Source organism: Streptomyces lonarensis (assembly GCF_012033735.1).
In the GTDB taxonomy this organism is placed as follows: Bacteria; Actinomycetota; Actinomycetes; order Streptomycetales; family Streptomycetaceae; genus Streptomyces; species Streptomyces lonarensis.
In genome coordinates this window covers 1-17,627 of sequence record NZ_JAAVJD010000112.1, presented here as the reverse complement: position 1 = coordinate 17,627, position 17,627 = coordinate 1, and the positions used below count along the sequence as shown (strand labels likewise).

Genomic DNA, 17,627 nt, shown 5'->3' with positions numbered 1-17,627 from the left:
GCCGTGCGGTGCCGCACGGGTCGGCGAAGTGCCGGACCGTGCGGCGGGCGGGTCAGGCGGGGACGTCGGCGACGCCCGGTGCCAGCAGCCGCCGGCCGAGGACCCGCTCGGAGACCCCGGACCGGTCGAGGTAGGGGGTGACCCCGCCGAGGTGGAAAGGCCAGCCCGCGCCCGTGATCAGGCAGAGGTCGATGTCCTGCGGGGCAGCGACGACGCCCTCGTCCAGCATCAGCCCGATCTCCTCGGTGATGGCGTCCAGCGCGCGGTCGCGGACCTGCTCCTCGGTCAGCGCCACGTCGCCGGTCTCGAAGAGCGCCAGCACCTCCGGGTCCAGCTCCGGGCGGCCGGAGTCGTGGACGTAGAACGCCCGCTTGCCGGCGGCGACCACCCGGCCGAGGTTCGGCGAGACGGTGAAGCGGTCCGGGTAGGCGGCGTGCAGTGTGCCGGCGACGTGGTGCGCCACCGCCGGGCCGACCAGCTCCAGCAGCTGGATCGGGGACATCGGCAGGCCCAGCGGCGCCAGGGCGCGCTCGGCCGTGGGGATGTCGGTGCCCTCGTCGATGGAGGCCAGCACGGAGCCCATGAAGCGGGTCAGGATGCGGTTGACCACGAACGCGGGGGCGTCCTTGACCAGGACCGACGTCTTCTTGAGCTTCTTGGAGACCGCGAAGGCGGTCGCCAGGGCGGCGTCGTCGGTCTGCTCGGCCCGCACGATCTCCAGCAGCGGCAGCACGGCCACCGGGTTGAAGAAGTGGAAACCGACCACCCGCTCCGGGTGCGTCAGCCGCGAGGCCATCTCCGTCACCGACAGCGAGGAGGTGTTGGTCGCGAGGATCGCGTGCTCGGGGACCACCGCCTCCAGCTCGGCGAACACCTGCTGCTTGACGCCCATCTCCTCGAAGACGGCCTCGATCACGAAGTCCGCGTCGGCGAAGGCGGTGGCCTTGTCCAGCGAACCCGTCACCAGCGCCTTCAGCCGGTTGGCCTGGTCCTGGCCGACCCGCCCCTTCAGGAGCAGCATGTCGATCTGCTCGTGGACGTGGCCGACGCCCTTGTCCACCCGCTCCTGGTCGATGTCGGTGAGCACCACCGGCACCTCCAGGCGCCGGGCGAAGAGCAGCGCCAGCTGGGAGGCCATCAGCCCCGCGCCGACGACGCCGACCTTGGTGACCGGGCGGGCCAGGCTCTTGTCGGGGGCCCCGACCGGCCGCTTGGCGCGCTTCTGGACCAGGTTGAAGGCGTAGATGCCGCTGCGCAGCTCCCCGCCCATGATGAGGTCCGCGAGTGCCTCGTCCTCGGCGGCGAAGCCGGCCGCCACGTCGCCGTCCTTGGCTGCCGCGACGATGTCCAGCGCCCGGTAGGCGGCCGGGGCCGCGCCGTGGACCTTGCTGTCGGCGAAGGCGCGGGCGGCGGCGACCGCCTTGTCCCACGCCTCCCCGCGGTCCACCTCGGGCCGCTCCACCGTCAGCTCGCCGCGCAGCACCGCCGAGGTCCAGTGCAGGGACTGCTCCAGGAAGTCGGCGGAGTCGAAGATCGCGTCGGCGATGCCCAGTTCGTGGACCTTGGGCGCCTTCATCATGCGGTTCTGGCTGAGGGAGTTCTCGATGATCAACTTCAGTGCGCGCTCGGCGCCCACCAGGTTGGGCAGCAGCGTGCAGCCGCCCCAGCCCGGCACCAGCCCGAGGAAGACCTCGGGCAGCGCGAACGCCGGCGACTGCGCGGCGATGGTGCGGTAGGTGCAGTGCAGCCCGACCTCGACGCCCCCGCCGAGGGCGGCACCGTTGTAGTAGGCGAACGACGGGACCGCCAGCTCCGCGAACCGACGGAACACGTCGTGGCCGCCGCGGCCGATGGCCAGGGCGTCGTCACGGGTCCGCAGCAGTTCGACGCCCTTGAGGTCGGCCCCGACCGCGAAGATGAACGGCTTGCCCGTCAGCCCCACCGCGACGATCTCGCCGCGCTCCGCCTCGGCGGTGACCTGGTCCAGCGCCGCGTCCAGCTCGCCCAGCGAGCGCGGGCCGAAGGTGGTCGGCTTGGTGTGGTCCAGCCCGTTGTCCAGCGTGATCAGCGCGAACCGGCCGGCCCCGGCGGGCAGGTCGAGGTGGCGGACGTGCGCCGTGGTGACGACCTCGTCCGGGAACAGCTCGGCCGCTGCCTTCAGTCGTTCTGCGGTGCTCACTTGCCCTCCCAGTGGGGGTTCTCCCAGATGACGGTCCCGCCCATGCCGAAGCCGACGCACATGGTGGTCAGGCCGTAGCGGACGTCGGGCTGCTGCTCGAACTGCCGTGCCAGCTGGGTCATCAGCCGGACGCCGGAGGACGCCAGCGGGTGGCCGAAGGCGATCGCCCCGCCGTACTGGTTGACGCGCGGGTCGTCGTCGGCGATCCCGTAGTGGTCCAGCAGGGCCAGCACCTGGACCGCGAAGGCCTCGTTCACCTCCAGCAGGCCGATGTCACCGATCGACAGCCCCGCCCGGGCCAGCGCCTTCTCGGTCGCGGGCACCGGCCCGACGCCCATGACCTCAGGCTCCACTCCCGCGAACGCGTAGGAGACCAGCCGCATCCGCACCGGCAGCTCCAGCTCGCGCGCCACGTCCTCGGCGGCGAGCAGCGAGGCGGTGGCGCCGTCGTTGAGCCCGGCGGCGTTGCCCGCGGTGACCCGGCCGTGCGGCCGGAAGGGGGTCTTCAACCCGGCGAGCTGTTCCGGCGTGGTACCGGGCCGCATCGGTTCGTCGGCGGTGGCGAGCCCCCAGCCGGTCTCCCCGCCGTCGGGCTGGGTGCGGCGCACGGAGATCGGCACCAGGTCGGACTGGATGCGGCCGTCGGCGTAGGCCTTGGCCGCCTTCTCCTGGCTGCGGGCGGCGTAGGCGTCCGCCCGCTCCCGGGTGAGGTGGGGGAAGCGGTCGTGGAGGTTCTCCGCCGTCATGCCCATGAAGAGGGCGGACTCGTCCACCAGCTTCTCGGAGACGAAGCGTGGGTTGGGGTCGACGCCCTCGCCCATCGGGTGCCGCCCCATGTGCTCCACGCCGCCGGCCACCGCCACGTCGGCGGCGCCGAACGCGATGGCGCCCGCGGTGCTGGTGACGGCGGTCATCGCGCCTGCGCACATGCGATCGATGGAGTACCCGGGAACCGAGGTGGGCAGTCCGGCGAGGATCGCGGCCGTGCGGCCCAGGGTCAGCCCCTGGTCGCCGATCTGGGTGGTCGCCGCCACGGCGACCTCCTCGACGCGCTCCGGGGGCAGCCCCGGGTTGCGGCGCAGCAGCTCCCGGATGCACTTGACGACCATGTCGTCGGCGCGGGTCTCGTGGTAGATGCCCTTCGGTCCCGCTTTGCCGAACGGTGTGCGGACGCCGTCGACGAAGACGACCTCCCTGACGTTACGAGGCACGATTGGCTCCTCCAGGTGCGCGCGGCTGCTCCGTTCCCGCCCAATGCTACTCGCCGGTAACTGTGTGGCAAGGTCTGGCCCCGGGTGATCCGCGACGATCGGTGCGCGCCCGTCGCCTCCGCCCGGGCGCCGCGGACGCCGCACGCGCGAGCGCCCCCGGTCCGCGATGCGGACCGGGGGCGCTCGGGGCCGGCCCCGACCGAGGGCCCGGTGCGTGCTCAGGACGTGGCGGCCAGCGCCTCGACCAGCAGTGGAACCGTCTGGCGGCGCTGCCAGTCCCGTGCGCCGAGCTGCCGGAGCGCCTCGTCGACCGCGGCGGCGTCGGCCTCCGCGGGCGGCTCCCAGCACAGCCGCCGAACCGTGTCGGGGGTGAGCAGGTTCTCCTGCGGGAGGTTCAGCTCCTCCGCCCGCTCGGTGACGGCCGCGCGCGCCGCGGTCAGCCGCGCCGCGGCGTCGGGGTCCTTGTCGGCCCAGGCGCGTGGCGGGGGCGGTCCGGTGGTGCCCTGGCCCGGCTGCGGCAGCTCCCGCTCGGGCAGCTCGCGGGCGAGGTCCACCGCCGCCTGCCAGCGGGCCAGCATCCGCCGGTTGACCCGGTGCCCGAAGCCGGGCAGCGCCGCCATCGCGCGGGCGTCCGTCGGCATGGCCAGCGCCGCCGCCACGATCGCCGCGTCGGAGAGGACCTTGCCGGGGGAGAGGTCCCGTTCCCGGGCGAGCTCGTCGCGGGAGGTCCACAGCTCGCGCACCGCCGCCATCTGCCGGCGGCGCCGGACCTTGTGCATCCCGGAGGTCCGCCGCCAGGGGTCCTTGCGGGGCGGGGCCGGCGGGGCCGCCGCCACGGCGGCGAACTCCTCCAGTGCCCACTCCAGCTTCCCCTGGTCGCGCAGCTCCGTCTCCAGGGCGTCCCGCAGGTCCACCAGCAGCTCCACGTCGAGCGCCGCGTACCGCAGCCAGGGCTCGGGCAGCGGGCGCGTCGACCAGTCGACGGCGGAGTGCCCCTTCTCCAGCTGGTAGCCGAGCACCGCCTCCACCATGACGCCGAGGCCGACCCGGGCGAAGCCGGCGAGCCGTCCCGCCAGCTCGGTGTCGAAGAGCACGGCGGGCGTCATGCCTATGTCGCGCAGGCACGGCAGGTCCTGGGAGGCGGCGTGGAAGACCCACTCGGTGTCCGCCAGTGCCTCGCCGAGCGCGGAGAGGTCCCCGCACCCGATCGGGTCCACCAGGGCGGTGCCCGCGCCCTCGCGGCGCAGCTGCACCAGGTAGGCGCGCTGGCCGTAGCGGTAACCCGAGGCGCGCTCCGCGTCGACCGCCACCGGGCCGGTGCCGGCGGCGAAGGCCGCCACCACGGCCGACAGGCCGTCGGGTTCCGCCACCACCTCGGGTACCCCCTCGCGGGGGGCCAGCAAGGGCACCGGCGCGGGGCCGGAGGTCGGCGCGGGCGGGGTCGGGGCCTGGGCGTCGGTCTGCGGGGCGTCGGTCACCCCACCAGGGTAACTGTGTGCGTACGCCGTACCACATCGGCGGGGTCAGTGGATGATGCCGGTCCGCAGTGCCACGGCGACCATGCCGGCGCGGTCGCCGGTCCCCAACTTCCGCGCGATGCGCGCGAGGTGGCTCTTGACGGTCAGCGCGGAGAGCCCCATCGAGACGCCGATCGCCTTGTTCGACTGCCCTTCGGCGACGAGCCGCAGCACCTCGACCTCACGGCCGGACAGCTCCCGGTAGCCGTTGGGGTGGCCGTGCGCCCCCGGCTGGCGGCGGTGCATGCGGGCCGCCGCTGCGCCGATCGGGGCGGCGCCGTGCCGGGCGGCCGGCCCGAGGTTGTTCCGGGTGCCGGTGACCACGTAGCCCTTGACGCCGCCGGCCAGCGCGTTGCGGACCGCGCCGATGTCGTCCGCGGCGGAGAGCGCCAGCCCGTTGGGCCACCCGGCGGCGCGCGTCTCGGAGAGCAGGCTCAGCCCCGAGCCGTCGGGCAGGTGGACCTCGGCCACGCAGATGTCGCGCGGGTTGCCGATGCGAGGACGGGCCTCCGCCACCGAGGACGCCTCGATCACGTCGCGGACACCCAGGGCCCACAGGTGGCGGGTGACGGTGGAGCGGACTCGGGGGTCGGCCACGACCACCATGGCCGTCGGCTTGTTCGGACGGTACGCCACCATGCTGGTGGGCTGTTCGAGGAGCACGGACACCGGGCCTCCCGGGAGGAAGTGGGGGGGATGAACCGACTCCTGCCGGAAGGAGTCGGTGCGATCCGGATGCATCCGGATGGACCCGCATCGATGGGTCATAATGTCCTTCGGCAGGAACCCCCACCGCCTTTAGGGGCTGTTCACGAACCGGTGACGCCCCGGCGCGTGCGCCCCGGCCCACCATGGCCCGGCGGCTCTCCGTCTCACCCGGACGGAGCAGTCTCAGTGCGCCCTCGGGTCCCCCCGGCGGGGGGTCCGGCGCCGCGGCAGCGCGGCGACGCCGGGGGCCACGGGCTCCGGTGGCAGCCCCGCGCATTGCGCGAGCATGCCGCACCATCCGAGCAGGTGCCCGGCCACCGCCGCCTCGTCGATCGGCGACCACGACGCGCGCAGCTCCAGCTCCGTCGACGGCGGCCGCTCCGCCAGCCCCCCGAACGACCGCGAGACCGCCAGGGTCACGGTGCCGCTCGGCTCCGCCCAGCCCGGGCCCTGCGCACCGTCCAGCGCCTCGGCCAGCCACGACCACGTGACCTCCGGGAGCAGCGGGTCGGTGCCCAGCTCCGGCTCCATCGCCGCCCGGGCCAGCGTCACCACCCGCAGGGTCCCGAACCAGCCGTCCTGCCCGTCCGGGTCGTGGAGCAGCACGAACCGCCCGTCGGCCAGCTCCTCCGGCTCCTCCTCCGCCACCGCGCCCGCATCGGGCGCCGCCAGCACCGACGCCTCCAGCGCGTGCGCGAACGGCGCGAGCCGGCGCGGAGGCGGGATCGGCGTCAGCCGGACCTCGCTCCGGGGGCGCGCCGCGTCCAGCGTCTCCACCACCGTCCGGAAGACGGACGGCACACCCTCACCGGGGCTGTTCATAGAACGGGGCTCCTCACCCTTTCGCGCCTGCCTCACCATGGCCGGTAACACTAAGCGCCCAACTGGGCGGGATCCGGTAGCCACACCCGCGTGGCGGGGCGCGTACGGGGGGCATGGGAGACTTTCCGGTGTGAGCGAGCGCAGCGACATCCCGACGACCCCGGCGGCCGACGAGCGGCTGGCCGACTCCGCCTTCCTCCGCGCGTGCCGCGGCCAAGAGGTGCCCCACACCCCCGTGTGGTTCATGCGGCAGGCGGGGAGGTCCCTGCCGGAGTACCGCAAGGTGCGCGAGGGCACGGCGATGCTGGAGGCCTGCGCCCGGCCGGAGCTCGTCACCGAGATCACGCTGCAGCCGGTCCGGCGCCACGGCGTCGACGCGGCGATCTACTTCAGCGACATCGTGGTGCCGCTGAAGGCCATCGGCATCGACCTCGACATCGTGCCCGGCGTCGGCCCGGTCGTCGCCCGGCCGTTCCGCACCCGCGCCGACCTGGAGCGGCTCCGTCCGCTGGAGGACGGCGACGTCTCCTACGTCACCGAGGCCGTCCGGCTGCTCACCGCCGAACTGGGCGGGACCCCGCTCATCGGCTTCGCCGGCGCCCCCTTCACCCTCGCCAGCTACCTGGTCGAGGGCGGGCCCTCGCGCAACCACGAGCACACCAAGGCCCTGATGTACGGGGACCCGCAGCTCTGGTCGGATCTGCTGGACCGGCTCGCCGACGTCACCGGCGCCTTCCTCCGCGTGCAGATCGAGGCCGGCGCCTCCGCGGTGCAGCTCTTCGACTCGTGGGTCGGCGCGCTCTCCCCGGCGGACTACCGGACCCGGGTCCGCCCCGCCTCCGAGAAGGTCTTCCGGGCCGTCGCCGGCTACGGGGTGCCCCGCATCCACTTCGGGGTCGGCACCGGTGAACTGCTCGACCAGCTCGGCGACGCGGGGGCCGACGTGGTCGGCGTCGACTGGCGCGTGCCGCTGGACGAGGCAGCGCGCCGCACCGGGCACGCCAAGCCCCTCCAGGGCAACCTCGACCCGGCGGTGCTGTTCGCGCCGCGCGAGGCGGTCGAGGAGCAGGCCGCCGCCGTGCTGGATGCCGCGCGCGACGTCCCCGCCCACATCTTCAACCTCGGGCACGGCGTGCTGCCCACCACCGACCCGGACGCCCTCACCCGGCTGGTGGAGTTCGTCCACACCCGCACCGCCCGCTGAGCCTCCGGCCGCACGGTCCCGCGGACGACGGCGAACGGGCGGCCGGCTTCCGGTCCTGTGGCGACGGGGACGGCGCCACACCTCTCGAAAGGGTGGCCACCGTGCACACCATCGTGATCGGCGGCGGGATCTCCGGACTCGCCGCCGCCCAGCGCCTGTTGGCCTCCGGCATGCGGGTGACGCTCGTGGAGGGCTCCGCCCGCTGGGGCGGGAAGCTCCGTCGGGGCGAGATCGCGGGCGTCCGCACCGACCTCGGAGCGGAGTCGCTGCTGGCCAGGCGCCCCGAGGCGATCGATCTGGCCCGTGAGGTCGGTCTCGGCGCTGCGCTGCGGCCGCCCGCGGTCGGCGGCGCCGCCATCTGGACGGGCGGCTCGCTGCGCCCCATGCCGCAGGGGCACGTCATGGGGGTGCCCGACAGCCCGGCCGCCCTCGTCGGCCTGCTGTCCGACGCCGCCATCGCGCGCATCGCGCAGGACGCCCAGCTGCCGCCCTCGGAGGTCGGCGAGGACGTCTCGCTCGGCGAGTACGTGGCGGACCGGATGGGCGAGGAGGTGGTCGACCGGCTGGTCGAGCCGCTGCTCGGCGGCGTCTACGCGGGGGACGTGCGTCGGCTGTCGATGCGGGCCACCGTGCCGCAGCTCTTCGAGGCGGTCCGCCGCGAGCCCTCCCTGCTGGCGGCGGTCCGGCGGGCCCGCGGCCAGGCGACCTCCCGTCCGGGGGAGCCCGTCTTCCTCGGCATCGACGGCGGTGTCGGCACCCTGCCCGAGGCAGTCGCCGCGCACTGCGCCGAGGCCGGCGGGACGCTGCTCGCCGGGTCGGCCGCCACCGCGCTGCGCCGCGACGGGCAGGGGTGGACCGTGACCCTGGAGAACGGACGCGAACTGACCGCGCCCGCCGTCCTGATCGCCCTCCCGGCGGGCCCCGCCGCCGCGCTGCTGGCCCCGCACGCGCCGGAGGCCGCGCGTGAGCTGCGCGGCATCGAGCACGCCTCGATGGCGCTGGTCAGCCTCGCGTACCGCCGCGTGGACCTGGCCCGGCTGCCGCGCGGCAGCGGGTTCCTGGTGCCGGCGGTCGACGGCAGGGACGTCAAGGCGGCCACCTTCGTCACCAGCAAATGGGACTGGGTCGCCGCGCAGGACCCGGCGATCTTCGTCGTCCGGGCCTCGATCGGCCGCTGGGGCGACGACCGCGCGGTCCACCGGGACGACGCCGAACTCGTGGAGCTGGCCCGCGCCGACCTGCGGGAGGCCGTGGGGCTCGGCGCCCGTCCCGTCGAGTCCGTGGTCACCCGCTGGATCGACGGGCTGCCCCAGTACGCCGTGGGCCACGTCGACCGCGTGGCGCGCGTCCGGTCGGCCGTCGGCCGGCTGCCCGGGGTCGCGATCTGCGGCGCGGCCTTCGACGGCGTCGGCATCCCCGCCTGCGTCGCCGGGGCGCGCGAGGCGGCACGGTCACTGACGGCCACCCTGCCGCCGGGTCCGGCGGCGGGAGCGGGAGAATGACGTCATGAGCGCTTCACCGGAGAAGGCCCCCAACGCGGGCAAGATCGCCAAGGAACTCAACGACACCATCCGCTACACCCTGTGGTCGGTCTTCCGGCTGCGCGACGTCCTCCCGGAGGACCGGGACGGTTGGGCGGCCGAGGTCGAGGAGCTGTTCAAGGAGCTGGCCGCGGAGGACGTCACCGTCCGCGGGACCTACGACGTGTCCGGGCTCCGCGCCGACGCCGACGTGATGGTCTGGTGGCACGCCCCGACCTCCGACGCGCTGCAGCTGGCGTACAACCGCTTCCGCCGCACCCTGCTGGGCCGCGCGCTCGAGCCGGTGTGGTCGAACATGGCGCTGCACCGTCCGGCCGAGTTCAACAAGTCCCACATCCCGGCGTTCCTCGCCGACGAGACGCCGCGCGAGTACATCAGCGTCTACCCCTTCGTGCGGTCCTACGACTGGTACCTGCTGCCGGACGAGGAGCGTCGGCGGCTGCTCGCCGAGCACGGCAAGATGGCGCGGCCCTACCCGGACGTCCGCGCCAACACCGTCGCCTCCTTCTCGCTGGGCGACTACGAGTGGATCCTCGCCTTCGAGGCGGACGAACTGCACCGGATCGTGGACCTCATGCGCCACCTGCGGGCCTCCGAGGCGCGGATGCACGTCCGCGAGGAGGTCCCCTTCTACACCGGTCGCCGCCGGAGCCTGACCGAACTGGTCGAGGGCCTGGCCTGACCCGCCGCACCGCCGCGCCGGCGACGGGGCCGCCCTGCGGCCGCCCCGTCGCCGTGGCGGTGCGCGGACCTCGGCTCAGGGCCGGGGTTCGGGCCGCGCCTCGCACACGGTGTGCGGCTCCGGTGGCAGCTCGCCCCGCAGCAGGTGGCCGGTGACCAGCCGGTCGACGCAGCTGTTGCCGCCGGTGACGCCGTGGCGCCCGCCGCCCTCCTCCGTGACCAGCACCGAGCCGGAGAGCCGCCGGTGCGTCTCCCGGGCCCCCTCGTAGGGCGTCGGCGCGTCCCGGGTGCCGTGCACCAGCAGGACCGGCGGCAGCGAACCCGGCTCGGCACCGACCTCCGGCGGCACGCCGTGGGGGAGCGGCCAGTGGGCGCACGGCAGGTTCTCGCGGGCGTTCTCCCAGGTGGCGAACGGCGCGCGCTCCGCAGCCCGCCGCAGGTCCGCTCGCCATTGGCCCGGGTCGCGCGGCCAGGGGGCGTCGTTGCACTGCACCGCGGCGTAGACCGCCGCCGCGTTCTCCCGCGCGGTCGCCTCCCGCGGGTCGGGGTGGGCCAACGCCCGCAGCGGCTCGGGCCGCCCCTCGGCGAACTCCGCCAGTGCGCGGGCGATCCGGGGCCACTCCGCGTCGTCGTAGACGGCGCCGCGGAACGCGCGGTGCAGCTCGCCGGCGCCCACACGGGAGCCCGGCACCAGCCCCTGGTCGCCGGCCGCGGCGACGGCCCGTTGGTGGTGGGCCCCGACCTGTGCCGCGGTGGTCCCGAGGCCGTAGGCAGCGTCGTGCCGGGCGACCCATGCCAGGAACTCCCCCCACCGCTCCTGGAACGCGGCCGACTGCCGCAGGTTGCCCGCGTACCAGACCCGGTCCTCGCCCGGGTGGACCAGGCTGTCCAGCACCATCGACCCGGCGGAGCCGGGGAACCGGGAGGCGTGGACCGCCCCCACGTAACTCCCGTACGACAGGCCGAGGTAGTCGAGACGCCGCTGACCCAGGGCGCCCCGGATCACCTCGAGGTCCCGGGCGTTGTTCGCCGTGGTCACGGTGGGCAGCAGCTCCGGTGCGCCCGCCAGGCAACCGGCGGCGTAGCGGGCGGCGTCGGCGTGGAGCGCCGCCTCCTGCGCCGGGGTCGGGTCGGTGGGGGAGGGGCTCGGCCCGGGGCGGAAGCTCTCGGGAGCGGCGCAGGACAGCCCACCGGAGGGGCCCACCCCGCGGGGGGCGTAGCCGACGAGGTCGAAGCCGGCGTGCAGATCGCGCCAGACCCTCTCCGGGTGCTCCCGGGGGCGGAGCGCCATGCGCCGGCCGTCTGCGCCCGGACCACCGGGGTGCAGCACCAGCGCCCGGGGCTCGCCCGGGCGGCCTCCGGCGGGCCGGTCCGGCGCGGCGGGGAGTCTGCTGACGTGCAGCGCCAGCCGAGCGCCCGTGGGGCGCGCGTAGTCGAGGGGGACCTCGACCACGGCGCACTCCACCGGGTGGGGCAGCCGGTCACCGGCCGGGCAGCGCCCCCAGTGGAGCTCCTCGGCGGCGGCGTGCTCCGCCGCCGCAGAGGCGTTGGCGTCCCTGCGCCGCTCCTCGCCGCCGTCCGCGGTCGCGCCGGGTGCCACCGGCGGAGCGGACGTGTCCGGCGCCGGGGCCGCCGCGGCCTCGGCCGGGGCGAGCAGCGCCAGTGTCAGCGCGACCGCCGCGCCCGTCCGCCCGGCGTCACCCGGGCGTCGCCCCCGCGCCCCCGTACGGCGGTCGCCCGGCCCGGCGCCGCCCGCTCCGGAGGGGTCCGCCGGCGCGGGACCCCCGCTCCGTCCTGTCGTGCCGCTCTGACGCACCCGGTGATCCCTTCGCTGGCTTCCCGGGATGGTGCGCGGCGCGGCGCGGTGCGCGGGTCCACCGGGGGCGGCGTGTCGTGGGACCGCGGGTGTCACCCACCCGATCGGGTGACGTGGGTCCGGGCCGCGCGGTCACACCCGCCGCCGCACCCGCCGCCGCAGCCGCCACCCCCGCCGCCGTCGCTGCTTCCGCAACCGGACGTCGCGGTGCCGCATCCGCCGCCACCGCCGGCTCCGGCGTGGCGCTCCGGAGACCATTCGTTGGCGAAGGATGCCGGCAGGAGCAGCGCCGCACCGAGCGCGGTGCCCGCCAGGACGGCCGTCCCGCCCAACGCGAACTCCCCGGCGAGGCCCGACCGTTGCGGCAGTCCCTCACGGCGGGCCCGTGCGAGGGCCGCGACACCGGCCGGGGTGGGGGAACCGCTGCGCGGCGCGGGGAGCAGGATCACGACGACCTGCGCCAGGACGGACGCGGCGATCAGGACCCCCAGCGGCAGGGTCGAGGTGCCCGGCGACGCCAGCGCCAGCGTGACCACGCTGCCCGCGGTCACCAGACCGCAGGCCACCAGCCGCAGCGCGGCGCGGGTGCGGGCGGACCGCGCGTGGGCGGCCGAGTGGAGCAACCCCCGTTCGTCCAGCTCGCGCCGCACGTCGCGGAGGGCGCGACGGCTCGCCGCCTCACTGCGCACGTGGTTGAGCCGCCGCTTCCACTCGACCCCGAAGCAGTCGATGACGGCGCGCTCGACCGGGTCGTCCGCCACCGGCTGGAGAAGCACCACCCGGCTCCCCTCGATCCGCAGCCGCTGCTTCTCGTACAGGGAGCAGATCGCGGTGTCGACCACCGCCGTCGGGCCGCCGGCGATTGCCGCCGCCTCGTACACGTCCCGCACCGCGGCGTCCTTCGTGGCTGCCCCCCGGCGGCCCGATCGGATCGCGTCCCGGACCGCCGTCACCAGGACGACGGCCACCACCGCGTATCCCCACCAGATCACCATCACCGCTGTCTCCCCTCGGTCTGTGGACCGTTCCTGCCGCGAGGCGCCCGGTACGGCGGCCGCACGGGTGGTGCGCCGAGCAGGGCTCGGCGGTGTGCGCCGCCGGGCCGCGCAGGCGCCGTCGCCCGCCTCCGTCGCCGGCCGGCGCGCCCCGCCCCGGCCCGGCCGCGCCTCGTGCCACCGTCGAACCCGGTGAGCGCCTCAGTCGTGCTCGCGCAGCCAGCGCCGCAGTCGCCGCCGTTGGGACCACGAGAGGGTGGGCCCGGTACGGCGGTCCGTCAGCCTGCGGGCGAAGTCCCGCGCACTCTCGTGGAAGCCCTCGGTCATCGGGTGGCGGTGGGCGTACCGCAGCGCTGCCCCCTGGTAGTCCTCGCCGAGGACGGCGGGCAGTTGGGGCGCCACCCTGGCCATCACGGCGGCCCGCTTGCCCGCCAGGGCGGAGCGCTGGACCCGTAGCCGCTCGGCGTCGAAACCGAGGGGTGCGGGGCCGTCCCCCGTCAGCGCCGCGAGCAGCGCGTGCTGGGAGCGCGCGAGCCGGGCCCGGGCGGGAGCGGTGTCCACGGGACTGCCGCCGGCCGGTCCCGACGCCTCGCGCGGCTCCGGAGCGGTGCACGGCCCCGGCCCCGGAGCCGGGAACGGCCCCGACGGCGCGCCGGCCCCCCGTCCCGCCGGCTCAGCAGCCGGCGCCGGCCCCGCCGCCCCGGGGGCCCGCGGAGTGCCGGGCGCGCCCCGCGCCACCCCGGCGCCGCGTACCGAGCGGGCCGAGGACCGCCCGGTGGCGGCCACGACCGCGCGGATCACGGCGAGTTCCGCGGCCAGCTCCTCGGGCGCCGGGAACGCGTCGTCCCGCTCCAGCAGCACACCCGGCGGCTCCCGGAGCGCGCACAGGTCCCCGAGCAGCGCCAGCACCGCCGGCGGCACCGGATGCGCGTGGGTGTCGTGCCAGAGGCCGCCCCGCTCCACCCCGCCGGCCACGTGCACGTACGCCAGCGCCTCCAGCGGCAGCTCCGCGAGGGTGGCGGCCGGGTCCCGCCCGTGGTTCACGTGGTCGGTGTGCAGGTTGGCGACGTCGATGAGGAGCCGGACGCCGGTGCGTTCCACCAACTCCCCCAGGAACTGGGCCTCGGTCAGCTCGTCCTCGGGCCACGCGAGCAGCGTCGCGATGTTCTCCAGCGCCAGGGGCACCGGCAGCGAGTCCTGCGCGATGCGGACGTTCTCGCACAGCACGTCCAGCGCCTCGCGGGTGCGGGGCACGGGCAGCAGGTGCCCGGCCTCGACCCGGCGGCCGCCCGCCGAGGAGTCCCCGGCGCGGACGAACGCGATGTGCTCGGTCACCAGCGGGGCCCCGACCTCCGCGGCGACGTGCGCGAGGTGCACGAGCCGCGCCGGCGACGGGCGGTCGGCTCCGCCCAGCCCCAGACCCACACCGTGCGGGACCACCGTCACCCCGCGCTCCCGCAACGCGCGCAGCGCCGGCGGGAGGTGTCCGGGGCAGATGTTCTCCGCCACGACCTCGACCCAGTCCAGGTCCGTCATCCCCGCGATCCCCGAAGCCATCTCGGGCCGCCATCCGATCCCCGTGCCCAGTGCGACCATGAGCTGGTCCCCCTTCTCCCGGAAAGCCGGTCACCCGGCGCCGGTGCCCTTGTCATCTCCTGCGGGGCGGTCGGCGAACCGGCGCGGCGGCGAGTTCAGAGCAGAATTTGAGCTTGCGCCGGGACGGACGCCGGGGCGCGCCGCGGCGGTTCCACGCGGGCGGCGCGACGGCCCGGCGGGGCCCGGGCCGCTCGGTGCTCCCGGGCGGGGAGGGTCAGGAGGCCAGCAGCTGCGCGCGGTACCGCTCGGTGTCGATCTCGACGTGCGGGAACCGGGGGTCGAGCGCGGCCACATGCTCCGCGAGCAGCCTGCCGACCGCCCAGTTCCGGTACCACTTGCGGTCCGCCGGAACGACGTACCAGGGGGCGGCCGCCGTCGAGCAGCGGTCGAGCACCGCCTCGTACGCCTCCCGGTAGGCGGGCCACAGTGCCCGCTCCGCCACGTCGTCCGCGCTGAACTTCCACTGCTTGCCGGGGTCGTCCAGCCGCCGCAGCAGCCGCTTGCGCTGTCGGTCGCGGCCCACGTGGAGGAAGACCTTGAGGAGGGCGACGCCGTCCGCGGCGAGCCCGGCCTCCCAGGCGTTGATCTCCTCGTACCGGCGCGTCCAGACCGCGGGCGGCACCAGACCGCGCACCCGGGCGATCAGCACGTCCTCGTAATGGGAGCGGTCGAAGATGCCGATGGCTCCGGCCGGCGGGAGGGCAGCGTCGACGCGCCAGAGGAAGTGGTGCGCCCGCTCCTCGGCGGTCGGCGCCTTGAAGGCGTGCACCCGGCAGCCCGCCGGGTCGAAGGCTCCGACCACGTGCTTCACCGTGCCGCCCTTGCCGGAGGTGTCCATGCCCTGGAGCACCAGCAGCACCCGGCGGCGGTCGCCCGCCGTCGCGGCGGCGAACAGCCGCTCCTGCAGTGCGGCGAGTTCCTCGGCGGTGCGTTCCGCCGCCCGGCGGGCGGCGCGCTTGTCGTCCTTGAGCTGCGACGGGCTGCGGGGCCCGGGCCGGCCGTCGCCGCTCCCGCGGCCGTGTTTGCGCCCCTTGCCGGTGGGCCGGGGCGGGAAGCCGGGGGTGGTGTCGGTCGGCAGGGCGGTGAGGTCGACCGGGCGGTCACCCCGGACCCGCAGCAGCGCCGAGACCGGGCCGGGGGTGTCTGCCGCGCCGAAGGAGGGCCGGGGGTTCCGGGGTGCTGTCACGGTTCCTCCCCACTCGCCGGAACCGCCCCGGCGGGCCTGCCCGGGCGTACCACGAGCATGGCGCCGGCCGCCGCGGCCCGCCAACGGGAGGAGCGCGGGGTTCAGCCCTCCGTGAGCCGGCCGGCGTCGCGGGCGAGGGCGGTGAGGCGGGAGATCGCCCGGAAGTACTTCTTCTTGTACCCGCCGTTCAGCATCTCCTCGGAGAACAGCCGGTCGAAGGGCTCACCGGAGGCGAGCACCGGCACTTCGCGGTCGTAGAGGCGGTCGGCCAGCACCACGAGCCGCAGCGCGGTGGACTGGTCGGGCACGGGGGCCACCCCGGTCAGGCACACCGCGGTCAGCCCCTCGGCCATAGCGCCGTACCGGCTCGGATGGACCGTGGCGAGGTGCGCCAGCAGCGCTGGGAAGGCGTCGAGCGAGGCCCCGGGCGTGCGGTGGGCGACCCGTACGACGGTGCCGTCGTCGTGGGGCGCCGGCGCCTCCGGGAGCCCGCGGTGGCGGAAGTCCTGGCCGTCGATCCGCGCGGCCCGGAAGTGGGCGGAGAGCCCCTGGATCTCCCGCATGAAGTCGGTGGCGGCGAACCGCCCCTCGCCGAGCTTCCCGGGCAGCGTGTTGGAGGTGGCGGCCAGCGACACCCCTGCCTCCACCAGTCGGCCGAGCAGGCTGGAGACCAGCACGGTGTCGCCCGGATCGTCCAGCTCGAACTCGTCGATGCAGAGCAGCCGGTGCCCCGACAGCGCCTGCACCGCCTGCTGGAACCCGAGCGCGCCGACAAGGTGGGTGAGTTCGACGAACGTGCCGAACGCCTTCCGTTCCGGGGGCGCCGGGGTGGCGTGCCAGAGCGAGGCCAGCAGGTGGGTCTTGCCGACGCCGTACCCGCCGTCCAGGTACACCCCGCGCGGCCCCTTGGGGGCGGCGCGCCTGCGGCGGCGGAAGAGACCGCCCCGCGCCTCGCCCTCACCGCCCGCGTCGAGGCCCGCGGCGAAGGAACGCAGCAGCTCCACGGCCTCGGTCTGGCTCGGCTGCGAGGGGTCGGGGACGTAGGTGTCGAACCGCACCGCGTCGAACCGCGGCGGCGGCACCATCTCCGCCACCAGCTGCTCGGCGGGCACACGCGGGGAGCGCTCGCAGAGCGCGGTCGGCACCGCCCGCGCGTCGTCCCCCGGGCCGTCGGCCGCGGGCCTCCCGTCGTCGGACGGAGCGGGGCCGGCCGGAGTGGCGGCGGAGGGCTGGGGCGCAGCACTGGAGGACACGATCGTCCAGTCTAGGCGGCGGTCCGCCTGCGGTCCCGGGCCGTCCCGGTGCGCTGTGCCACACTGCGCGCCATGAGACGCCTCATCCCCGCCCCCGTCCTCGCGGCCGAGTCCGACGAGGACCTCTGGGCGCTGCCGGAGCTCGCCCGCGCCTACGCCCACCCGGCCCCGGACGGCGGGTGGCTGCGTGCCAACATGGTGTCCTCCCTCGACGGCGCGGTGCACCACGAGGGGCGGTCGCAACCGCTCTCCGGCGAGGCCGACATGCGGATCTTCGGGGTGCTCCGGCAGCTCGCGGACGTGGTGCTGGTGGGTGCGCAGACGGTGCGGGCCGAGGGGTACCGTCCGGCCCGCCGCCGCGCGGAGTTCGCCGCGGCGCGGGAGGCCGCGGGACAGACGTCCGCACCGGCCGTGGCGGTCGTCAGCGGCTCGCTCGACCTGGACTTCGACGCACCGCTGTTCACCTCGCCCCACACCCCGACGCTGCTGCTGACCGGGGCCCGGGCGCCCGCCGACCGGCTGCGGCGGGCGCGGGACGCCGGCGCGGTGGTGGTGACGGCCGGGGAGGGCCCGGAGGTGGACGCGGCACGGATCGCTCCGGAGCTGGCGCGCCTGGGGCACCGTCGGGTGCTGTGCGAGGGCGGTCCGCGGCTGCTCGGGGCGCTGGCCGCCGCCGACGCGGTGGACGAGCTGTGCCTGTCGTTCGCCCCGCGGCTGGCGCTCGGCGACGCGGGCCGTGTGGCGGCGGGGCCGACCGTGCCGACTCCCACCGACTTCGCCCCGCTGTCGGTGCTGGAGCACGACGGCTTCCTCTTCACCCGCTACGTCCGCCGCGGCGCCCTGCCCGGGAACCGGGAGGGCGGCGGGCAGGCGTGACGTCGGCCGCGGCGCGCAGCCCGGACGGGCACCGCGCCGCGC

14 protein-coding genes are annotated in these 17,627 nt (G+C 75.9%); 4 read left to right on the top strand and 10 right to left on the bottom strand.

What is annotated here, in order from left to right:
- Window positions 1–52: 52 nt before the first annotated feature.
- The 5 genes from HCN56_RS14965 to HCN56_RS14945 form a co-directional block, all read right to left on the bottom strand.
- Window positions 53–2,179 (bottom strand): 3-hydroxyacyl-CoA dehydrogenase NAD-binding domain-containing protein, encoded by a 2,127-nt coding sequence (locus HCN56_RS14965; protein ID WP_167971333.1) that lies wholly within the window; start codon window positions 2,177–2,179, stop codon window positions 53–55.
- Window positions 2,176–3,390: a thiolase family protein gene (locus tag HCN56_RS14960; RefSeq protein ID WP_167971320.1), complete on the bottom strand. Its 1,215-nt coding sequence runs from the start codon at window positions 3,388–3,390 to the stop codon at window positions 2,176–2,178. The genes HCN56_RS14965 and HCN56_RS14960 overlap by 4 nt, the downstream gene beginning before the upstream one ends.
- A 218-nt stretch (window positions 3,391–3,608) precedes the next feature.
- On the bottom strand, window positions 3,609–4,868 hold the full coding sequence (locus HCN56_RS14955) for an HRDC domain-containing protein (RefSeq protein ID WP_167971318.1): 1,260 nt from the start codon (window positions 4,866–4,868) through the stop codon (window positions 3,609–3,611).
- A gap of 45 nt (window positions 4,869–4,913) precedes the next feature.
- The gene (locus HCN56_RS14950) at window positions 4,914–5,576 is read right to left on the bottom strand and encodes a response regulator transcription factor (RefSeq protein WP_167933429.1); all 663 of its coding nucleotides are present in this window, start codon (window positions 5,574–5,576) and stop codon (window positions 4,914–4,916) included.
- A 222-nt stretch (window positions 5,577–5,798) separates the two neighbouring features.
- Window positions 5,799–6,437 carry a DUF3000 domain-containing protein gene (locus HCN56_RS14945; protein WP_167971316.1) on the bottom strand — a complete coding sequence of 213 codons (639 nt, stop codon included), beginning with the start codon at window positions 6,435–6,437 and terminating at the stop codon, window positions 5,799–5,801.
- Window positions 6,438–6,585: 148 nt separating this feature from the next.
- Here HCN56_RS14945 and hemE point away from each other — a divergent pair, with 148 nt between their 5' ends.
- The 3 genes from hemE to hemQ all read left to right on the top strand — a co-directional run bounded on the left by hemE (window position 6,586) and on the right by hemQ (window position 9,864).
- The gene (gene hemE, locus HCN56_RS14940) at window positions 6,586–7,641 is read left to right on the top strand and encodes a uroporphyrinogen decarboxylase (protein ID WP_376770880.1); all 1,056 of its coding nucleotides are present in this window, start codon (window positions 6,586–6,588) and stop codon (window positions 7,639–7,641) included.
- Between the two features lie 101 nt (window positions 7,642–7,742).
- Window positions 7,743–9,143, top strand: a complete 1,401-nt coding sequence (hemG, locus tag HCN56_RS14935; RefSeq protein WP_167971312.1) for a protoporphyrinogen oxidase — start codon at window positions 7,743–7,745, stop codon at window positions 9,141–9,143.
- A 4-nt stretch (window positions 9,144–9,147) separates the two neighbouring features.
- Complete coding sequence (hemQ, locus tag HCN56_RS14930; RefSeq protein ID WP_167971310.1) at window positions 9,148–9,864, top strand: hydrogen peroxide-dependent heme synthase; 717 nt, start codon at window positions 9,148–9,150, stop codon at window positions 9,862–9,864.
- A gap of 75 nt (window positions 9,865–9,939) precedes the next feature.
- Here the strand turns inward: hemQ and HCN56_RS14925 are convergent, their stop codons facing one another.
- The 5 genes from HCN56_RS14925 to zapE form a co-directional block, all read right to left on the bottom strand.
- Entirely contained in the window at window positions 9,940–11,463 is a 1,524-nt protein-coding gene (locus HCN56_RS14925) for an alpha/beta hydrolase (RefSeq protein ID WP_167971308.1), read from the bottom strand.
- Between the two features lie 308 nt (window positions 11,464–11,771).
- The gene (locus HCN56_RS14920; RefSeq protein WP_167971306.1) at window positions 11,772–12,674 is read right to left on the bottom strand and encodes a TIGR04222 domain-containing membrane protein; all 903 of its coding nucleotides are present in this window, start codon (window positions 12,672–12,674) and stop codon (window positions 11,772–11,774) included.
- A gap of 201 nt (window positions 12,675–12,875) precedes the next feature.
- Complete coding sequence (locus tag HCN56_RS14915) at window positions 12,876–14,270, bottom strand: multinuclear nonheme iron-dependent oxidase (protein ID WP_167971304.1); 1,395 nt, start codon at window positions 14,268–14,270, stop codon at window positions 12,876–12,878.
- A 214-nt stretch (window positions 14,271–14,484) separates the two neighbouring features.
- Window positions 14,485–15,456, bottom strand: a complete 972-nt coding sequence (locus HCN56_RS14910; protein ID WP_312871237.1) for a PPK2 family polyphosphate kinase — start codon at window positions 15,454–15,456, stop codon at window positions 14,485–14,487.
- A gap of 101 nt (window positions 15,457–15,557) precedes the next feature.
- Window positions 15,558–16,601, bottom strand: coding sequence for a cell division protein ZapE (gene zapE / locus HCN56_RS14905; protein ID WP_312871239.1), 1,044 nt, complete (start codon window positions 16,599–16,601; stop codon window positions 15,558–15,560).
- A 180-nt stretch (window positions 16,602–16,781) separates the two neighbouring features.
- Here zapE and HCN56_RS14900 point away from each other — a divergent pair, with 180 nt between their 5' ends.
- Window positions 16,782–17,585 (top strand): pyrimidine reductase family protein, encoded by an 804-nt coding sequence (locus HCN56_RS14900; protein ID WP_167971299.1) that lies wholly within the window; start codon window positions 16,782–16,784, stop codon window positions 17,583–17,585.
- Window positions 17,586–17,627 lie beyond the last annotated feature (42 nt).